Origin of the sequence: Rheinheimera salexigens, assembly GCF_001752395.1 — a bacterium.
Lineage (GTDB): Bacteria > Pseudomonadota > Gammaproteobacteria > Enterobacterales > Alteromonadaceae > Alishewanella > Alishewanella salexigens.
The window spans coordinates 335056-352059 of sequence record NZ_MKEK01000001.1; the positions used below are offsets into that span (position 1 = coordinate 335056).

The 17004-nt window shown below is 43.6% G+C and carries 22 protein-coding genes; 2 read left to right on the top strand and 20 right to left on the bottom strand.

The genetic code is table 11. The annotated features are described in order from the left end of the window. Positions 1–690 carry a 16S rRNA pseudouridine(516) synthase RsuA gene (rsuA, locus tag BI198_RS01605; RefSeq protein WP_070047973.1) on the top strand — a complete coding sequence of 230 codons (690 nt, stop codon included), beginning with the start codon at positions 1–3 and terminating at the stop codon, positions 688–690. A gap of 43 nt (positions 691–733) precedes the next feature. Further along, positions 734–1342, top strand: coding sequence for an START domain-containing protein (locus tag BI198_RS01610; protein ID WP_235605196.1), 609 nt, complete (start codon positions 734–736; stop codon positions 1340–1342). A gap of 66 nt (positions 1343–1408) precedes the next feature. On the opposite strand, the gene BI198_RS01615 is transcribed toward BI198_RS01610, so the two are convergent. From BI198_RS01615 to BI198_RS01705, 20 genes are read right to left on the bottom strand one after another with little or no spacing between them, the layout of a single operon-like run. Further along, entirely contained in the window at positions 1409–1843 is a 435-nt protein-coding gene (locus BI198_RS01615; RefSeq protein WP_070047974.1) for an excinuclease ABC subunit A, read from the bottom strand. Further along, a complete protein-coding gene (locus BI198_RS01620; RefSeq protein ID WP_070047975.1) occupies positions 1833–2675 on the bottom strand; it encodes a MipA/OmpV family protein in 843 nt (280 codons plus the stop codon). Before BI198_RS01620 ends, BI198_RS01615 begins: the two co-directional genes overlap by 11 nt. Positions 2676–2678: 3 nt before the next feature. Further along, complete coding sequence (locus BI198_RS01625) at positions 2679–3908, bottom strand: beta-ketoacyl-ACP synthase (protein ID WP_070047976.1); 1230 nt, start codon at positions 3906–3908, stop codon at positions 2679–2681. Next, the gene (locus tag BI198_RS01630) at positions 3908–4630 is read right to left on the bottom strand and encodes a 3-ketoacyl-ACP reductase FabG2 (RefSeq protein WP_317133692.1); all 723 of its coding nucleotides are present in this window, start codon (positions 4628–4630) and stop codon (positions 3908–3910) included. The genes BI198_RS01625 and BI198_RS01630 overlap by 1 nt, the downstream gene beginning before the upstream one ends. 2 nt (positions 4631–4632) lie before the next feature. After that, a complete protein-coding gene (locus tag BI198_RS01635; RefSeq protein WP_070047978.1) occupies positions 4633–5085 on the bottom strand; it encodes a hotdog family protein in 453 nt (150 codons plus the stop codon). Next, positions 5082–6266, bottom strand: a complete 1185-nt coding sequence (locus BI198_RS01640; RefSeq protein WP_070047979.1) for a beta-ketoacyl-[acyl-carrier-protein] synthase family protein — start codon at positions 6264–6266, stop codon at positions 5082–5084. Before BI198_RS01640 ends, BI198_RS01635 begins: the two co-directional genes overlap by 4 nt. Next, a complete protein-coding gene (locus BI198_RS01645; RefSeq protein ID WP_070047980.1) occupies positions 6263–6829 on the bottom strand; it encodes a DUF3261 domain-containing protein in 567 nt (188 codons plus the stop codon). Before BI198_RS01645 ends, BI198_RS01640 begins: the two co-directional genes overlap by 4 nt. Continuing rightward, positions 6817–7680, bottom strand: a complete 864-nt coding sequence (locus BI198_RS01650; RefSeq protein WP_201243559.1) for an NAD(P)/FAD-dependent oxidoreductase — start codon at positions 7678–7680, stop codon at positions 6817–6819. Before BI198_RS01650 ends, BI198_RS01645 begins: the two co-directional genes overlap by 13 nt. A 2-nt stretch (positions 7681–7682) precedes the next feature. Continuing rightward, complete coding sequence (locus BI198_RS16020) at positions 7683–8051, bottom strand: NAD(P)/FAD-dependent oxidoreductase (RefSeq protein WP_201243378.1); 369 nt, start codon at positions 8049–8051, stop codon at positions 7683–7685. After that, positions 8038–9198 carry an MMPL family transporter gene (locus BI198_RS01655; RefSeq protein ID WP_141728822.1) on the bottom strand — a complete coding sequence of 387 codons (1161 nt, stop codon included), beginning with the start codon at positions 9196–9198 and terminating at the stop codon, positions 8038–8040. The genes BI198_RS16020 and BI198_RS01655 overlap by 14 nt, the downstream gene beginning before the upstream one ends. A gap of 35 nt (positions 9199–9233) precedes the next feature. Beyond that, positions 9234–10304: an MMPL family transporter gene (locus BI198_RS01660; protein ID WP_070047982.1), complete on the bottom strand. Its 1071-nt coding sequence runs from the start codon at positions 10302–10304 to the stop codon at positions 9234–9236. Beyond that, a complete protein-coding gene (locus BI198_RS01665) occupies positions 10304–10825 on the bottom strand; it encodes an outer membrane lipoprotein carrier protein LolA (protein WP_070047983.1) in 522 nt (173 codons plus the stop codon). The genes BI198_RS01660 and BI198_RS01665 overlap by 1 nt, the downstream gene beginning before the upstream one ends. After that, a complete protein-coding gene (locus BI198_RS01670; protein ID WP_070047984.1) occupies positions 10822–11247 on the bottom strand; it encodes an acyl-CoA thioesterase in 426 nt (141 codons plus the stop codon). The genes BI198_RS01665 and BI198_RS01670 overlap by 4 nt, the downstream gene beginning before the upstream one ends. Next, positions 11237–12826, bottom strand: a complete 1590-nt coding sequence (locus tag BI198_RS01675; RefSeq protein ID WP_070047985.1) for an HAL/PAL/TAL family ammonia-lyase — start codon at positions 12824–12826, stop codon at positions 11237–11239. The genes BI198_RS01670 and BI198_RS01675 overlap by 11 nt, the downstream gene beginning before the upstream one ends. After that, the gene (locus BI198_RS01680) at positions 12807–13790 is read right to left on the bottom strand and encodes an LpxL/LpxP family acyltransferase (protein ID WP_070047986.1); all 984 of its coding nucleotides are present in this window, start codon (positions 13788–13790) and stop codon (positions 12807–12809) included. Before BI198_RS01680 ends, BI198_RS01675 begins: the two co-directional genes overlap by 20 nt. Further along, a complete protein-coding gene (locus tag BI198_RS01685; RefSeq protein ID WP_070047987.1) occupies positions 13780–14526 on the bottom strand; it encodes a glycosyltransferase family 2 protein in 747 nt (248 codons plus the stop codon). The genes BI198_RS01680 and BI198_RS01685 overlap by 11 nt, the downstream gene beginning before the upstream one ends. Next, positions 14519–14875, bottom strand: a complete 357-nt coding sequence (locus BI198_RS01690; RefSeq protein WP_070047988.1) for an ApeI family dehydratase — start codon at positions 14873–14875, stop codon at positions 14519–14521. Before BI198_RS01690 ends, BI198_RS01685 begins: the two co-directional genes overlap by 8 nt. After that, on the bottom strand, positions 14868–16220 hold the full coding sequence (locus BI198_RS01695; RefSeq protein WP_070047989.1) for an AMP-binding protein: 1353 nt from the start codon (positions 16218–16220) through the stop codon (positions 14868–14870). The genes BI198_RS01690 and BI198_RS01695 overlap by 8 nt, the downstream gene beginning before the upstream one ends. Then, a complete protein-coding gene (locus tag BI198_RS01700) occupies positions 16201–16755 on the bottom strand; it encodes a COG4648 family protein (protein WP_083256529.1) in 555 nt (184 codons plus the stop codon). Before BI198_RS01700 ends, BI198_RS01695 begins: the two co-directional genes overlap by 20 nt. Continuing rightward, complete coding sequence (locus tag BI198_RS01705; RefSeq protein WP_070047990.1) at positions 16733–17002, bottom strand: acyl carrier protein; 270 nt, start codon at positions 17000–17002, stop codon at positions 16733–16735. Before BI198_RS01705 ends, BI198_RS01700 begins: the two co-directional genes overlap by 23 nt. Positions 17003–17004: the final 2 nt, after the last annotated feature.

Sequence of the window (17004 nt, forward strand, 5' to 3'; positions counted from 1 at the left end):
ATGCGTTTAGATAAATTTATTTGTGAAAGTACTGGCTTAACTCGTAGCCAAGCAGGAAAAGTGATCCGCCAAGGTGTAGTGACCTTAAATGGTAACAAAGTGAAACAGGCTGCACTGCAAGTTAGCACTGATGATGTGGTGTGTTTAAACGATCAGCAGATAGAAATAATTGGTTTACGCTATATTATGCTGCATAAACCAGCAGGCTATATCTGTTCGACTAGTGATCCGGATCACCCAACGGTATTTACTCTGCTAGAAGAGCCTTTGTTGGAGCGCTTACATACAGTAGGCAGACTGGATTTAGATACCACAGGTTTAGTGTTAATTACAGATGATGGCCAATGGTCGCACCGCATTAGTAGTCCTAAGCATCATGTAGCTAAAACTTATAGAGTGTGGACCGCTGATGCCATTCCTGCTTCAGCAATTGAACAATTTGCCCAAGGGGTAATGTTGCGCAGTGAAACCAATCCTACTTTACCAGCAACTTTAGAAATACTGGGCGAAAAAGAAGCGCTGCTAACCATTCAAGAAGGCCGTTATCATCAAGTTAAGCGCATGTTTGCTGCCATTGGTAATAAAGTCGACAAACTACATCGTCAGCAAATTGGCAATATAACCTTGCCTGACGATTTAGCCGAAGGCGCTTATCGAGCGCTTACTGCAGCTGAATATGCGCAGTTGTAAACGCCTGATGCGAGTATTGCTGCTAGTTTTGCAAGTTTTGATAATGTGTTGGTCTTTAGTTGCAGCCGCCAATGACTCTGACTGGCAGCTATATAAGCAAACGGCGACGGTAAAAGTACATTTTCGGCAGCTGGATAAAGCACGTTTAGAAATTAATGCAGAGCTACAAACCCAATCAAAACTGGGTGCGTTTATGCATTTGCTCAATGATACTCCAGCAATAACAAACTGGGTTGATGGCGCTGAACGGGCGCAAGTCATCGCGCAGGTAAATCCACATAGCCATGTCGTACATAGTTATTTTTCTGGATTTTGGCCCGTTTCACCACGAGATATGATTACGCAATCTATCTGGTCACAAGATGAGATAAGCGGTGTATTAAGCATAGATATCATCGATCGCGGCCAAGATTATCCAGCGCAAAAAGGCTACGTGCGAATGGAGCAAGTATCGGGTCGTTGGCAACTAACACCGCTGACGGAAGGTGGGGTATTAATTCAATATCAAGGCCAAGCCGATCCTGCGGGTAAACTGCCGCACTTTATAGGTAATAAAGCTGCATTAAAGGCCAGTTTTAATACCTTTAAAAATTTAGAGCATATCCTCAGTCGCTATCAAGAACCCTACCCAGGTATTAACGAGAAAAATTAGAGCGCTAACCAGCCGATAATAGTGTGTTCTCGGCTGAGATAGCGCAAATGATTCTCAGTGAGTTTGTTAGAATTTTACTAACTCACCTTTTAATGCAACACCTGCCATAATACGGCCAGCACCACATTGAAACTCAGTAGTGCTAGTAAATTCATTATTTTTATAGTTAGAGCGAATATTGACAACAGCATCATAGCCACGCTTTTGCGCCGCATCTTGTAGTGCTTTAATTGCAGATAATAATACCCATTGGCAAGCTTCTTGGTCTGATTTGCCTAGACCATTGGTTTTTTTATTCGTGCTAATTTCACCCCAGTTACTCATCACGGTAGCGTGGTTTTGCCCAGCAAAATAAAACGGCACATCTAACAGTGCTTGTTTCGCTTTATCCGTGCCAATAATATCCGCTAAAGGCAGGGTTTGTATGTCATCGCGTGCAGTAGCAGCTGCAGAAAAAAACACCGTGCTTAACGCTGCAGCTAAAACTAACTTAGTTTTCATAAATAACTCCTTGTTGATTAAATATCCAAGCTAAGGCCATACCAAAACTGACATTATGTTGACGCTGTACAAGCGGGCTGTCACGATAGCTTGCCTGCTGTAAATTATCATAGCGAACAAAGCTACCTAGCCACCATTGCTGATATCGCCAACTTAATCCACTTGATAAACGCCAACCGGAAAAGCCACCATCTGCCTGATACTGCGTTCTTTGTAGGTTAACATATTGTTGCTCAACGCCATACAAATACTGATGAAATTGCGCCGAACTCCAAATAGCTGAAAGTTGGCTGCTAAATTGTATGTTGTTATTTAGAGATTTACGCCAACGCAACTGAGGCTCAAACCGCCAACCAACACTTTGCCAATGTTGTAAATTAGTTGCAACCGCTTTTCTCAGTGCTACACGTAATGTTAGCTCACTGCTATCGACTTGGTGCAGATTATAATCTAGTGTCGAGCCAAACTCTGCTATCCAAAGCAAGTCAGGCATGTCTTTTCGATAGGGGTTATTTTCGCTGTTAACGGGTAGTGCGCCAGCAAAGCTTAGGTTTACAGACCAGTCTTTTGCCTTAAATAACTGCCCTAAAGCTTCTGTTTGATTGACCTTAATTTTTTCGCTTTGATAAAATAGGTATGGAAAAGGCAGCAGATAATGTTGATTGACCGTTGAGCCTAGATAATCGGGTAACTGGCTGTAAGTCACACCAACACCAAAAGCAAATTGTGGCTTAATGTCTATTGTTGGTTCTGTATTAGCCTTAGCTGTACTCAGGCTAATAGGGCTAAAATATAATGCCAAAAGCATCAGTAAGTAGCGGTACAGTTTCATAACTTACTTAAGCCAACGATTAAAAATTAGAGAGGTATTAATACCACCAAAAGCAAAGTTGTTGCTCATTACATAGTTGGTTTGTAAGTTTCGGCCTTGGCCCATAATATAATCTAGTGCCGCACAATCAGGATCAACTTCCGTCAGATTTAAGGTTGGTGCAAACCAATTGTCATGCAACATCATTATACTGGCCCAGCTTTCAATAGCACCGCAGGCGCCAAGCGTATGACCAAGATAGCTTTTTAGCGAGCTAAAAGGGGTATTGCTGCCAAATACCCGTGCTGTAGCGTGACTTTCTGCAATGTCACCACGGTCGGTAGCCGTACCATGGGCGTTTACATAACCTATGCTGCTAGCGGCTATATTGGCATCTTCTAGCGCCAAGCGCATAGCACTTTCCATCGTAGTGTCGGTAGGTTGAGTAACGTGGACGCCATCAGAATTTGAACCAAAACCGACTATTTCAGCATAAATTGTGGCGCCACGGGCCAGCGCATGCTCAAGTTCTTCTAGTATTAAGGTGCCTGAACCTTCGCCAATGACTAAGCCATCGCGGCCCTTATCAAAGGGGCTAGGTGTTGATTTTGGCTTGTTGTTTTTTGTACTAGTGGCATACAGGGTATCAAACACAGCAGCTTCAGTGGCACAAAGCTCTTCTGCACCACCCGCGACCATCAGTAGTTGTTTACCGTATTTAATCGCTTCATAAGCATAACCAATACCTTGTGAGCCTGAAGTACAAGCTGAGCTAGTGGTATAGACTCGCCCTTTTATACCAAAAAATACGCCAACGTTTACGGCTGTAGTGTGAGCCATCATTTGAATATAGCTAGTGGCGGTGACGCCGGTCATATCGCCAGTATCCATCATGCGGCCAAAGGCTAAAATGGGGTCAGTACTGCCAATAGAAGAACCAAAAGCAACACCACAACGACCATCTGTTAATGCTGGGTGCGTTAACAAACCGGCATTAATTAATGCTAGCTCAGTGCTTCGGGTAGCCATTAACGACACGCGGCCCATTGAGCGAACCATTTTACGCGAGTAATGTTCAGGCTTTTTAAAATGCAGTATCGGTGCGGCTAAACGCGTGCTCATGCTGCTGAACTTATCCCATTGCGGCATAGTAGCCACCGCATTTTCGCCTTGGATAATCCGCTGCTTAAATTCAGGCCAGCTATCGCCAAAGGCGGTAATTACTGACATACCGGTGACAACCACTCGTTTCATTAGACTAACCCACCATTAACCGAAATAACTTGTCGCGTAATATAAGCAGCTGGCTCTGAAAATAAAAATGCTACAGTAGCCGCAACTTCGTTAGTTGTTCCTGCGCGACGTAACGGGATCATCTTCATCACTTCATCTGCTGCCACATCTTGCACCATATCGGTTTTAATTAAGCCCGGAGCTACGCAATTGACAGTAATTTTACGCTTAGCCAATTCTAACGCTAGTGCTTTAGTGGCACCAATCAGCCCAGCTTTTGATGCACTGTAATTAACTTGACCGCGATTGCCCGCTATGCCAGAAACTGACGCCATAGTGACAATGCGGCCACCTTGACGCAGCTGAATCATTGGCATAACACTGGGGTGTAATACATTATAAAAACCATCTAAATTGGTATGAATTACCTGATCCCAATCTTGTTCAGTCAAAGCAGGAAAGGCGCCATCACGGGTAATACCCGCGTTACATACTACGCCATAATAGGCTCCGTTCTGAGCAATATCCTGCTCTATCGCTGCCCGAGCGGCTGCGCGGTCGGCAACGTCAAACTGCAACACCGAAGCTTGACGGCCAAGAGCCTGAATACTCTGAGCTACAGCGTCTGCACTGTCCCGACCCGAACGACAATGTACGACTATATCAAACCCTTGTTCCGCCAAACGTAAGGCGATAGCTTTACCAATACCACGGCTTGAGCCGGTAACCAATACTCTTTTCATTACTACTCCGTTAGCCATTCTTGATAGTCATCAGGTTCAAATACATTCAGCCTTGCGCTAACTAACACTTGCTCTTGGCTGCTAATACTGCATTCAAATACGCTTAAACCAGAGGATTCCCGCACTAGCTCTTTTGCAAGCACTGTTAACTCAGTGCCTGCAATAAACTCTGTTACTTGTGGTAGGTATTTACGACAACCTAATAAAAAGCCGATTTTTACTTGGCCGCCGGCTTTTAATCGATTAGCCCCAGCATATGCGGCTATGGTTTGCGCCATATATTCAATACCGACATAAGCGGGTACTGCCTTACTAGCCGCATCATAGAACGGGCTGTTTTCAGATATCGCTACTCGGCAGATACCATAATCATCGCCAGCCTCTACAAAATGGTCGAGCAAAATCATCGGCGCTCGATGTGGTAATACTTGCTCTATGCTATAGCCTGTAATCATGTTGTTCTACCCAGAATCAATGCCATATTATTGCCACCAAAGGCAAAAGAATTAGACAGACAGTATTGTGTTTGCTGTTGCTGCTGTTTTGTTACCAAATTCAATTGAGGCAAGTTAGGATCTGGTGCTGCATCCCAGCAATGTGGAATCAAGTTTTGCTCGGTATTATAAGCTGATAAGGTTAACCAGCATAGTGCAGCTTCAATTGCACCTGCTGCGCCTAGCGTGTGACCAGTCATTGCTTTGGTAGAACTAGCCGGAGTATTGGTTAACTCTAATTGGCTTAAGGCCTGACTTTCCATACTGTCATTTAGCGGTGTGGCTGTGCCATGTAAATTAATATAATCTAACTGTGCCGGTGTTATACCTGCATTAGTACAAGCTTGCTTAATTGCGGCTATAGCACCTCGGCCTTCAGGGTGAGGGGCTGACATATGATGGGCATCAGACGAGGCACCGGCTCCAAGCAAGGCAATACCGGCAGAGGCTTTTTGCATTAGAAATAGTGCTGCACCTTCACCAATATTAATGCCATCACGATTTGCACTAAAAGGCTGACAATAACCTGCAGAGGTTGATTCAAGTGCGTGAAAACCATTTAAGGTCAATTGGCATAAAGAATCGACACCGCCTACTATTACGGCATCCGCTAGATCTGCTTGCAATAAGCTACGGGCACTCATTAAGGCCCGTGCGCTAGATGAACAAGCAGTTGAAATTGCATAGCAAGGGCCACTAACCTCGGCCAACTTAGCAATAAAGTCAGCGGGTGCCACCATTTCTTGCATTTTATAATGATAACCATTGGGATAGTTCTGCTGTTGCATATAGTGTTGCATAGCACGCTCACCTTCGGCTATTCCTGATGTGCTAGTGCCTAATATCACAGCAATACGCGCCGGCCCAAATTGTTGTCGGGCCGCTGTCACTTCAGTCACAATTTGTTCAAATGCTAAGGCTGCAAGCTGATTATTTCGGCTTTGGTAGTAAGCTGGCCAATGTGATAAGTCTGGTAAATCAGCATTGACTTCACCGACCACCACTGCTTGTTCAGAATATAATAAATCAGTGCGCCAGCGCATCCCTTCACGGCTGCCAGATATGGCGTTTTGCCACACCTGCTGTTTTGACTGACCCAGTGCACAACATATGCCCATGGCACTAAGTATCATTCTGGTCATGGTAAAAAATCCTGCTGTAATGTGGTAATTTTCAGGCTATAGATAGGCGCAGTAATAGTGATACTTTGTCCCACAGCTAACTGCGCTGAGTTAGTAATTTGCAATAATTGCTTTCCATCTTTATCGTATAAACCGCGTTCATTGGCAGATTGCTGTATTGTCAGTTGTAGCAATCTAGAACGCACTTTCTCTTCACTAAACAAAGCTATTTGCATTTGAGCTAGTAGCGTTTTAGCAAACTCAGGCTGGTTAAAAGGTGCCATACCAGACACCGTCAACTGGTGGTCTGGTTGATAATTAAGCCGCCACAACTCTTGTCCTAACGGTGATATAGCGATTAACAATACTGCTTCTGGTTGCAATAAAGCACTGATAATAAATTGCTGTTGTTGCTGTTGCTCATCAAGCCAGATCACTTGCTGTAATATTTGCTGAGACTGGCCTGGCCAAGCATCGCTTAATTGGTAATAGCCCTTACCAAACGCTGTCCAACCAGCATCTGGCGCAGGCTTTGACTGGCATCCGCTTAGCAATAAAGCGAACATCAGAATTACTCGATACATATTTCCCTTAACACATTCATTCTACGTTCTGTTTCAGCCACATAAGGGTTTGTTTCATCCCAAGCGTAACCCGCTAAAATTGCACTGATCATAGCTGTTACCCCATCGTTACGCTTACTACTAAAAATTACATCTTGAAAGCGGCCATCATACCAAGCTTCAACAAAATAGCGGAAGGTACTAATGCCTTTACGTAGCGGCACGCTATACTCCTGCTCCCAGTCGGGCTGCTCACCGTTCAGCTGTCGTAATACTAATCGTACCGCGGTAACCGATGAGCGCAAAGCTATCGTGACACCAGAAGAGAATACTGGGTCAAGAAACTCACCGGCATTACCCAGCAATGCATAATTTTTACCATACAATTGTCGAACGTTGGCGGAATAACCGGTAAGCGTTCTAACTTCACGTATTGGCTTGGCATTACTTAACAAGGTGGCTAATTCCGGAGTTTGTTGCAGTTGCTGCCATAAGTTTTCTTGGGCTGATAAGCGACTATCAAAGCGTTCAGCTTTACCTACCACACCAAAGCTGGCTGTACCATCACTAAATGGAATTAACCAAAACCAGACATCTTGATGTTGATCATGAACGGTAATTAATATTTTATTGCGGTCAAAAGTAGGGCTAGTAATGCCATCTTTTATATGACAAAAATTGGCCTGTCGTACGGGAAAGTTTGACGGTACTTCTAAATCTAATAAACGCGGTAAAACCCGACCAAAACCACTGGCATCTAACACAAAATTAGCACTAAGTTGGCTGCTGTTGCCTTGTTCGTCTTCAACCGTTAATACGGTTATTGCGGGGGCAGAGTTATCAAAACCTGTGACAGTAATACCATAACGGATTTCTAGGCCTTTTTTTCAGCTTCGTCTGCTAATAGCTTATCAAATTGAGCCCGTTTTACTTGAAAGGTAGTACCAGGCCCAGAACTAAATTTTTTGGTGAAATCAAAATTAGTATGCATACCTCGTCTTAAAAAGGCGGCACCGTCTTTATATTGAAACCCTAACAGTTCAGCTTGTTGCTGTACAGCAGGCTCTAAGCCAGCTATTGTTAAAAACTCCATGCAATGCGGTAGTAAACTTTCACCGATGGTAAAACGAGGGAAATGTTGCTTTTCGATACTAAGCACTCGTTTCCCCGCATCAGCCAGCATAGCACCAGCAGTACTGCCAGATGGACCGGCACCAATAATAATAACATCAAAGTGCTGCATGAATTTTGCTCTCCTTTACAGCCAAGACACTAAGCAATGGCGATAGTACACACGCTAAAGCCACGCCTAAAAATACCGTTAAGCCAAAGCTAGCTATGGCTGGGGTTTTACTAAAAGCCAATAAGCCAAAGGCTAAACAGCTAGTGGTTGCCGATAATAAGACAGCCTGCACCACATCCTTATGCTGTAGTTTGGCGGTGAAAAATATACCGTAATCTAAGGCTAATGCCAGCACCAGTAAGGCGGCAATTAGATTAAAAATATTCAACTGTTGTTGCAGTTGTAAGCTCAGTAATAAAGCACTGCTGATCGCCAACAATAGCATTAACATAATAGCGCTTGCTGCATGGCTGCCTCGGCGCCAGAATAAAATAACCACTGCAAGCGCTAACGCGAGCGCTAACCAGATACTGAGCTGATAGCGTAGTTTTTTGACACTCGCATTAGTATCCGCAATTGGGTCTAGCCAGTAGGCTTGTGGGTAAGTGGTAAGTAACGCTAAATCACTGCTGGTTAAAGCTACCTTGCTTAGTAAAATAATACTAGCAAATTGACTATTAAGCGGCTGTATTTGCTGCATAAAATCAGCAGGGAAACTTTCAGGAGTAAGTCGATTGGTTATTATTGCAGGTGGCTTAAGCTGTAACTGTTGCAAATAGTCTTGTATAGATTCGCTTTGATAAGCTTGTTGTAATAGTTGCTGCACTTCAAGTTGTAATTGTAAAGGCGGTACACGCTGCACCGTTGCTTGCCAGTTACCTAGTTTGCCTTGCTGCTGCCAAGTATGCAGTAATGGCTGTAAGGCATGCTCATGTTGTAATAGCTGCTCAGTACTATCACCTAGTAAAACAATAAAACGGCTATCCCAGTTTTGGCCGCCGGCGTGGCGCACTTGTTGCTCTTGTTGCAGTAATTCAGCTGGGCTTTGATTAAACAGCCGGACATCATCACTAAATTGCATTTGTACTAACAAGCCACTACTTACCAATATCAAGGTAATGACAAGACTGGTCAGTACCCACTTAGGACTTGTCCGACAATAGCCTTGGCTGAGGCGGGCACAAAACCGTAATAAGTATGGATTTACGGTCATGCTTGCTGGAGGAAGCCAATGTTCAAATACCATTTTTACGGTTAAAAAAGCCACAGACAAACCGACACACATAAAGACCGCAACTTGATTCAAAATTGGAAAAGGTAAAAAATAAGCGCCAGATAGCCTAATAAAGTAGTAATTAAACCCAACAGTAACGACGGCAACATGCGCTTAAACGCTTTGCTGCCTTTATTAGCCGCTAGCATGCCATGAAAGGAGTAATCAATAGCAATGCCAATCAAGGTTGTGGCAAACACCAACCCTAGCACATGCGGTTGCTCGAAAATCAGTAGTACGGCGGCTAAACCAAACGCAGAGGCGCAACTTAAGGTTGTTAATGCCAGCACTAAAGGTCGCCAATTAGCAAAGCTAAACCAAATTAACAATAAAATAGCGGTTAATGAAATACCACCATAGAACTGCATTTCAAAACTGGCATTTTCAGCGGCGACTACGGCATGAAATAATACGCCACTGCGATCGATATTGAGCCTAGGCCATTGCTGTTGCAACTGCAGTAATTGCTGCTCTAAGGCCTCAGCGACAACTTGAGCATTATTGCGCTCAAAAGGGTCAATATCTAAGCTTGCATACAGCAATACCGCCGGTTGGCCTTGCTGAGTTAATTCAAACCAAGCTGGACGCAGTAACAGACCCTTACTATTATTTTGCTGTTCTACGCGTTGCTGAGTAAGTAATAGAGGGTCTTGCTGTAAGGCGTTTGTTAATAAGGGAGAGGGGCTATATAGTCGTTGCCAAGCAGCATTAACTAAGGGTTGATAGTGGCCAGAGCGTAACAAGGTTAAATGCTCAGGGCTAACTAATAACGCTTGATGCTGCTGATACAATGTCTGCAATTGCTCAAAGGCAGCGCCGGGTTTAAGCCAATGTAAATGGGTTATAGGCTGTTGTTGTAATTGACGGGCTGCTTGTTGTAGTTCGGCCAGTGAAGTACCGCTAAGCAATAGGCTAACATGTCGGCTGCTGTTGTTTTGTTGCACTAACTGTTGCTGCCAAGCCGAACTGCTTCCCGGTAAAGCTGCGCTAATATTACTGCTCCAATGCGCAGATGGCACAGCCATAATCAGATAGAGCAGCACTGTTAACGTGGCTAACAACCACAGATATAAATATTTTTTACTGCTTAGCTGGCTCACTAAAGCAGGTCTTCTGTTTGTAAGCTTATCATGGTGCTATTGCCATTTACTTCTTGCAAAGTAAGGCTATTAAGCTCGGTTTTTCCACACAATACTATCTGACTAAATAACTGTTCTAAAGGCGCTTGCTTTGGTTGCAGCTGCATGCAATTACCTGCGATTATTTGTAGCTGAAACTGTTGCTGAATAAAGTCGCTATCTTGCTGTAATACCGCCAACATTAATTGGCCAACAAACTCACTGCCGGCAACAGCAATATACTCCTGCTGTTGCCATTGGCTGATCCCGGTTGCCTTAATTAACAGCTTGCTCTCAACGGGCGTAGTGGTATGCCAAAGCATTTGGTGCGGCGCTATATCTAAATAACCACTACTGCGAAGGGGGACCGGCAAACCTTGCAAATTTTTAACTTGCTTAAACCATACTTTGCCTTGTAAAGGTTGCCACGGCATTTGCACAGCATTAGCGAGGCTGCTGTAAACACTGCACAGTAGCAACATAACCAAGTGTCTAGATTTCATGGTTTAGCATAACCTAGCTTTTCAAATAGTATAGCCGGAGACTCAAAGCACATCTGCTGAGTACTCAGGTCAATAGCGACCTGAATAGTACTAGCTTTAGTTAACTTTTTACCCGTAGCCACATCGGTAATTAAATAGTCGATCCGCAACCGGTTTTCCCACTCTTTTAACGTGGCTACTACTTTTATTTTATGGGCGAATAAAGCCGATCCCACGTATTTTATGGACATATCCACTATCGGCCACATATAACCAGAGTCTGACATGTCGTTGTAATCATAGTTAAAACTACGTAATAATTCACAACGAGCTACTTCTAAATACTTTACGTAATGACCATGCCAAACTACTTGCATTGCGTCAACGTCAAAAAAGGGCACATCAATAATGATTTCAGCCTGCTTTAGGGCTTTACTTTGCATCTTGAGCTTCCTGATATAAAGGCCACTGCTGTTGTTGAATTTGCGCGATTAGCTGACGCAAGCTGTGCTCTAGCGGTCTATCTTCTTGTAATAATGGGTAGTCAGTTTGCAGTTGATTTAACATCTGCTGTATATCCGCGGTTAGGCTGGCTTGATGTAACTCACCCTGATTAATTCTAAGCTGCACCCCTTGTTGTACCGCTAATAAAGAGGCGGCAACGACTTGCTCGGTTAATTGTAAAACGCGTAAACAGTCGCGTGCAGCAATAGTGCCCATACTGACTTTATCTTGGTTGTGGCATTCAGTAGATCGCGAAAATACGCTAGCAGGCATGGTTAGCTTTAATGCTTCAGCGGTCCAAGCACTACAGCCAATTTGTACGGCTTTAAAGCCATGATTAAGATGACGTCGTTCAGTTGAAGCACCTGATAAATTTGATGGTAAGCCATTGTTAAACTTACTATCCACTAACAATGCCATTTGTCTATCATGTAAATCTGCTAAATTGGCTACTGCCGTTTTCATGCTGTCCATTACCATGGCAATATGACCACCATAAAAATGGCCACCATGTAGTACGTGCTCACCAATACCATCAATGATTGGGTTATCATTGGCACTGTTTAGTTCGTTTTCGATAGTTTGTTTAAACCACGGTAATGCATCGCGTAATACGCCAATAATATGTGGTGCACAGCGAATAGAGTATCTATCTTGTAAGCGGTCTGAATTACGAGGATGTTCATGGTGGTTTAGATCATTTCTAATCCAGCTAGCAACCTCATTTTGGCCAATGTGTGGCTTTACGCTAAACAAAATTTCATCAAAGTGATTACTATTACCTTTTAGGGCCAAGCTGGCCAAGGCAGTAATTCGGCTAGATAAACGAGTTAAATACTCTGCCCGATGATAGGCTAAACAGGCCAGAGCTGTCATGACAGCCGTGCCATTCATAATAGCTAAGCCTTCTTTTGGTCTTAATTTAATGGGGGCTAAACCGTGCTCTGGCAACACATCGACCACTAGGCGAATTTCGTTGTTATGATAGACCTCTCGCTCACCAATTAAACTTGCGGCAACATATGACAATGGCGTTAAATCGCCACTGGCACCAACACTGCCCTCTTGTGGGATCCGCGGTATAATATTGTGATTTAAATACGCTGTTAACTGCTTTAGTAAGGGCCAGCTAACCCCTGAATAACCTTGGGTTAGTGAACATAAGCGAGTTGCTAATATTGCTCGGCCTTGTTCGGCGGTAAAATAATCGCCTAAGCCACAGCCATGAAAGCGAATTAAATGAATAGGTAATTCATGCACTTGTGATAAAGGCACCTTGACTGTGCAACTATCGCCATACCCCGTTGTTACACCATAAATAACGCCATCTTCTGCTAATAACTTATCTAAGAAGGCGACACCAGCGTCTATCTGCTGCTGAAAAAATGAATCTTGGCTTAGCGCAACAGGTAAATTTTGTTGGGCTATGGCGGTAATTTGTTCAATGCTAATCCGACCACTACCAAAAGTAACAGTAGAAGAGGAGTGCTTAACAGGGTCAGTTACTACTGTTGTCACCAGAATGTTCCTTGTGTTGTTTGGCCGTTGGAAGTTGCCAAAAATCATAAAAATTAAACCATTGAAGAGGGTAACGGCAAGCAAAGGTTTCTAGTACTTTAGCGTAGCGTTGTGCCAACTCAGTTAACACTTGCTGCCTATGCTTACGCGGTATATGAATACCATCAGAAAAGGGTTCAAAGATAAGGTTGTAGCTTTGCTGTTGCTTTAGGCAAAACATTAAATAAACAGGGCATTGCAGCACACTTGCTAGCACCCAAGGGCCAACTGCAAAAGGAGCAGGTTTACCCATGAAATCTGCCCATACGGCACGCTCAGGCGTTTGAGCAGAGATACGATCGCCAACAATCACAACTAACTCACCGCGCTCTATGCAATCGCTTAGCATGACACTAACGGCAGGTGTTAATGCTGTGACTTCGATTAAGTGCAAATCAACATCACTGCTGCTTTCTTTTAAAATACGATTAAATGCCGCAGTGTGCTGAGTATGAGCCAGAATATTAATACGAATAGGGTATTTACTGCGTACCAGCGCTCGGCAAACCTCTTGATTGCCTAAGTGGCTGCCAATGATTACTGCGCCCTTGCCAGAAAGAGCAATTTTTTCAAAGGACAAGCTGCCGCCATAGCTGACGTTGTTTTGTGATAAGCGGCCTAACCAAGCGTCAATCTTGGCTAATGCAGCTAGCGCAAACTGCCAAAAATGTTTATAGCTTTGCCAATAGTTTGGTTGTTGTTTGAAAGGGCTAGCTGGCCCTTTAAAATGATGTACTTGTTGCAGAAATTGTAATGACGCATTCCGAGCATTGCGGTCTTTCAAAAAGAAATAGGCTAATATAGGAGCTAAACAAAACATTATTAGCCACTTACCACCAAAGCGATATAAAGTGAGTAACGCTCGGATCGCTAGGTAACTGCCATTTTCAGCCTTACTGGCCCAGTGGGTTGGTTTAGCTTTCATATTTGACTCGTTGCTGGCGCGTTAGCAATTTTGGCACACGGCAAAGCATGCCAAAAAATAACCTAGTATGCATTTTTGTAATGAGCCAATTATCTCTTAGCATATTAAAATTAGAACGACCACCTAATGGATAAATAACCTTGGTGGAAATAAAGTGTACCGGGATGTCGTGCCAAAACAAACGCACCATAATGTCGGTATCAAAATCCATGCGCTGGCCTATAGAGTAACGTTGAATAATAGCGTTGCTACTATGCAATGGATAGACCCGAAACCCTAGCATTGAGTCTTTAATTTGCCAAGAAAGCGTTTCAATCCGTACCCAAAAATGCGTGATTTCACGGCCGATTTTTCGCCCCAAAGGCATAGAGCTATCATATAACGGGGCGCCGCTAATAAGCGCTTCAGGATACTGCGTGGCTTTTTGCCAAAATAAGGGCACATCATTTACATCATGCTGACCGTCAGCATCAATTTGTAAGCCATGGCTAAAGCCTTGTTGATAGGCATATTGGATAGCTGTACACATCGCTACGCCTTTACCGGAGTTTTGGGCTAAGGTAATAATATTAACTTGGGAATACTGTGCAGCTAACTCGGCTAGCACCTGTTTGGTAGCAATGTTTGAGCCATCATCAGCAATAATAATTGAATAACCAAAGGGTAATAGCTGCTGAACAGTGAGCTTAATAGTGTCATGGTGGTTATAAATCGGAATAATAAAGCAGTTATTCATCGTTTTTTAGCGTCCATTTTAAACGCCCCGAGGCCACTTTTTCACCTTGTTTTATATAGCTAAACAGGGTGGTGTTTGCCGCGCTTAATTCTAGAGATAGTAATAGCCGATCTTGCGGGCGAATCATTATCTGAAACTTTAAAACTTCTACTGAGGCAACTTCGACTAGCTGAGGAAAGTACTGTTTACAATATTGTACAACCCAATGCAGTTGGCTAACACCTGCCAGGACGGGTGCTTGTGGAAAGTGGCCATCGAAATAAGCAATATCTGGACTAATATCCAGCTGTAATTCAATCTTATTAGGCGTCTGTTGTTGTAGCTGTACCACAGGAAATAAGTTAGTCATGATAAAACAAGGCTTCCAGTTGCTGCAGTGGCAGTTTACCCTGCTGATTAAAGGGCAGTGCTGACACGTACCGATATTTTCTTGGTAACATTACTCGTTCAAAGCGTTGCAGTAAATGTTGCTTTATGTGTTGATTTACTGCTAGTTTTCCTTGTTGTTGCAACAACGTTTCGCCGTCTTCGGTTAATACTACCGCTAACGCTAATTGTACTTTCGCTTGGCGTAGCACCAAAGCCGCAGCTTGGCCAACCAAAGGGGACAAAAGGCAGTGCTGCTCAACTTCGGGCAATGATAAACGTTTTTCTTCAATTTTCACAATGCGGTCAAGTCGGCCTAATAGCCGAAAATGTTTGGCGCTTAATAACTGCACTTGATCAGAGGTGGTAAAGTTGCCTGCAACATCTAGGTAAGGTGAAGAGACTTGTAGTGCTTGCTGGTCATTTTGGCTAATACTCACAGCATCGAACACTTGCCAAACTGCATCTGCTATATCACGCTGACGAAAGGCAATGCCACCGGTTTCAGTACTACCAAATACCTCAATAGGTGCTTGTTTTAGCGCGGCTAGATAGCGCGGAGGAACGTCATCAGCTAAAGGTCCGCCAGAACTAAAAATAGCTAAACAGTGCTGGGCAGCGGGTGCAAGAATTGCAATGTCATCAAATCTAGCCAAGTGTGCTGGGCTAGCAACAAAGACCACTTGATGGCGTTGTAGTAGGTCTTGCCATTGCTCTAAATAGCTTAACTGAACTCGGTATTGTAAATGACCATAACATAGCGGCCATAATAAACGAAAGAGTAAGCCATATATATGTTGATAAGAGACGGTGGCGGCAAATAAGGTTTGCTGATTAAACTCTGACCCAAACTGAGCTTGCAGCACTTGCACCTCAAGCAGTAGTTGCGACAATTTTTTGCTAATAAGCTTAGGCTGGCCGGTAGAGCCCGACGTAAAAAAGCTTATCTTGGTTAGGTTATCTAACGGTAATGAGTCATGATATAACGGCTGGTTCTTACTACTCAACGGATCACTTTCAGGCAGTATCACGGGCGTTTTCCAATCACAGTTTTGCATTGCTAGCGTTAATGTCTGCGGTTGATTATCTGGCGCTATTACAATATGTTTGCCCTGCTGAGACAAAGCAATAAACCAAAGTGAAAACCATAAACTGTCCGGATGATACAGTAAAACCGTATCGCCAGACTGGCTATCAATAAAGTTGTTTACTTGTTGTAACTGGCATTGCCACTGTTGGGCAGTGGTAATGCTAGTACCGTCGGTAAATAACGGCTGTGCTGGCGAGGGCCAACTTAACTGCCAGTAATTATTTTGCTGCTTTAACAACGCGCCGTACCTGCCACTCGATAAACATCAATAATCCCATTAGTACGTAAGCTATAAAACCGTTGTACAACAGCCATAAATCCCAATCGCCTAAAGTAGCGGTTAACAAAGCAATGCTGCCATTTATTAGAAAAAACAGACACCAGACTTGTGTTACTTTACGGGTGTAAGTTTGCGCTTTTTGATCAAGCTCGCCGTCCATTAACCTTGCTATACGCTCAACTACCGTGGGCGGATAAAGCAATGAATAACCAAATAACAACAACATACCGGCATTCATCCAAACGGGATAGTACAGCATTGCATGTTCAGCTTGTCCTAGCAGCATCGCCAGTATCAAACTTAAGCAAGTGACCAAAAAAAAACTACGGCTAGCTAAACCTCCTTGGCCGGTAAAAGATTTAAACAGTGCGATACCGGCAATCGGCAACAATGCTGCTGCCGGGTGCCAATGGTTTATTGCCCACCACACGTAAAGGGGGTAGAGCAATAACGCAACTTTTAAAGCACGTTTAAGCCAAGCTTTTATTTGCATTACGTTCAATTAACGCATAAACCGCATTAACTACATCACCAACAGTGCGCACCGTCTTAAATGCTTCGGGTTCAATTTTCTTCCCGGTCATTTCACGCAACTTCACTACTAAATCAACAGCATCAATGCTGTCTAGGTCTAAATCTTCGTAAAGGTGCGCATCTAAGTGTATTTGTTCGCCATCAAGCTCGAACTCTTTTACCATAAGCTGTTGCAGCAGGTTAAACACATCTTGTTTCGTTTTCATTG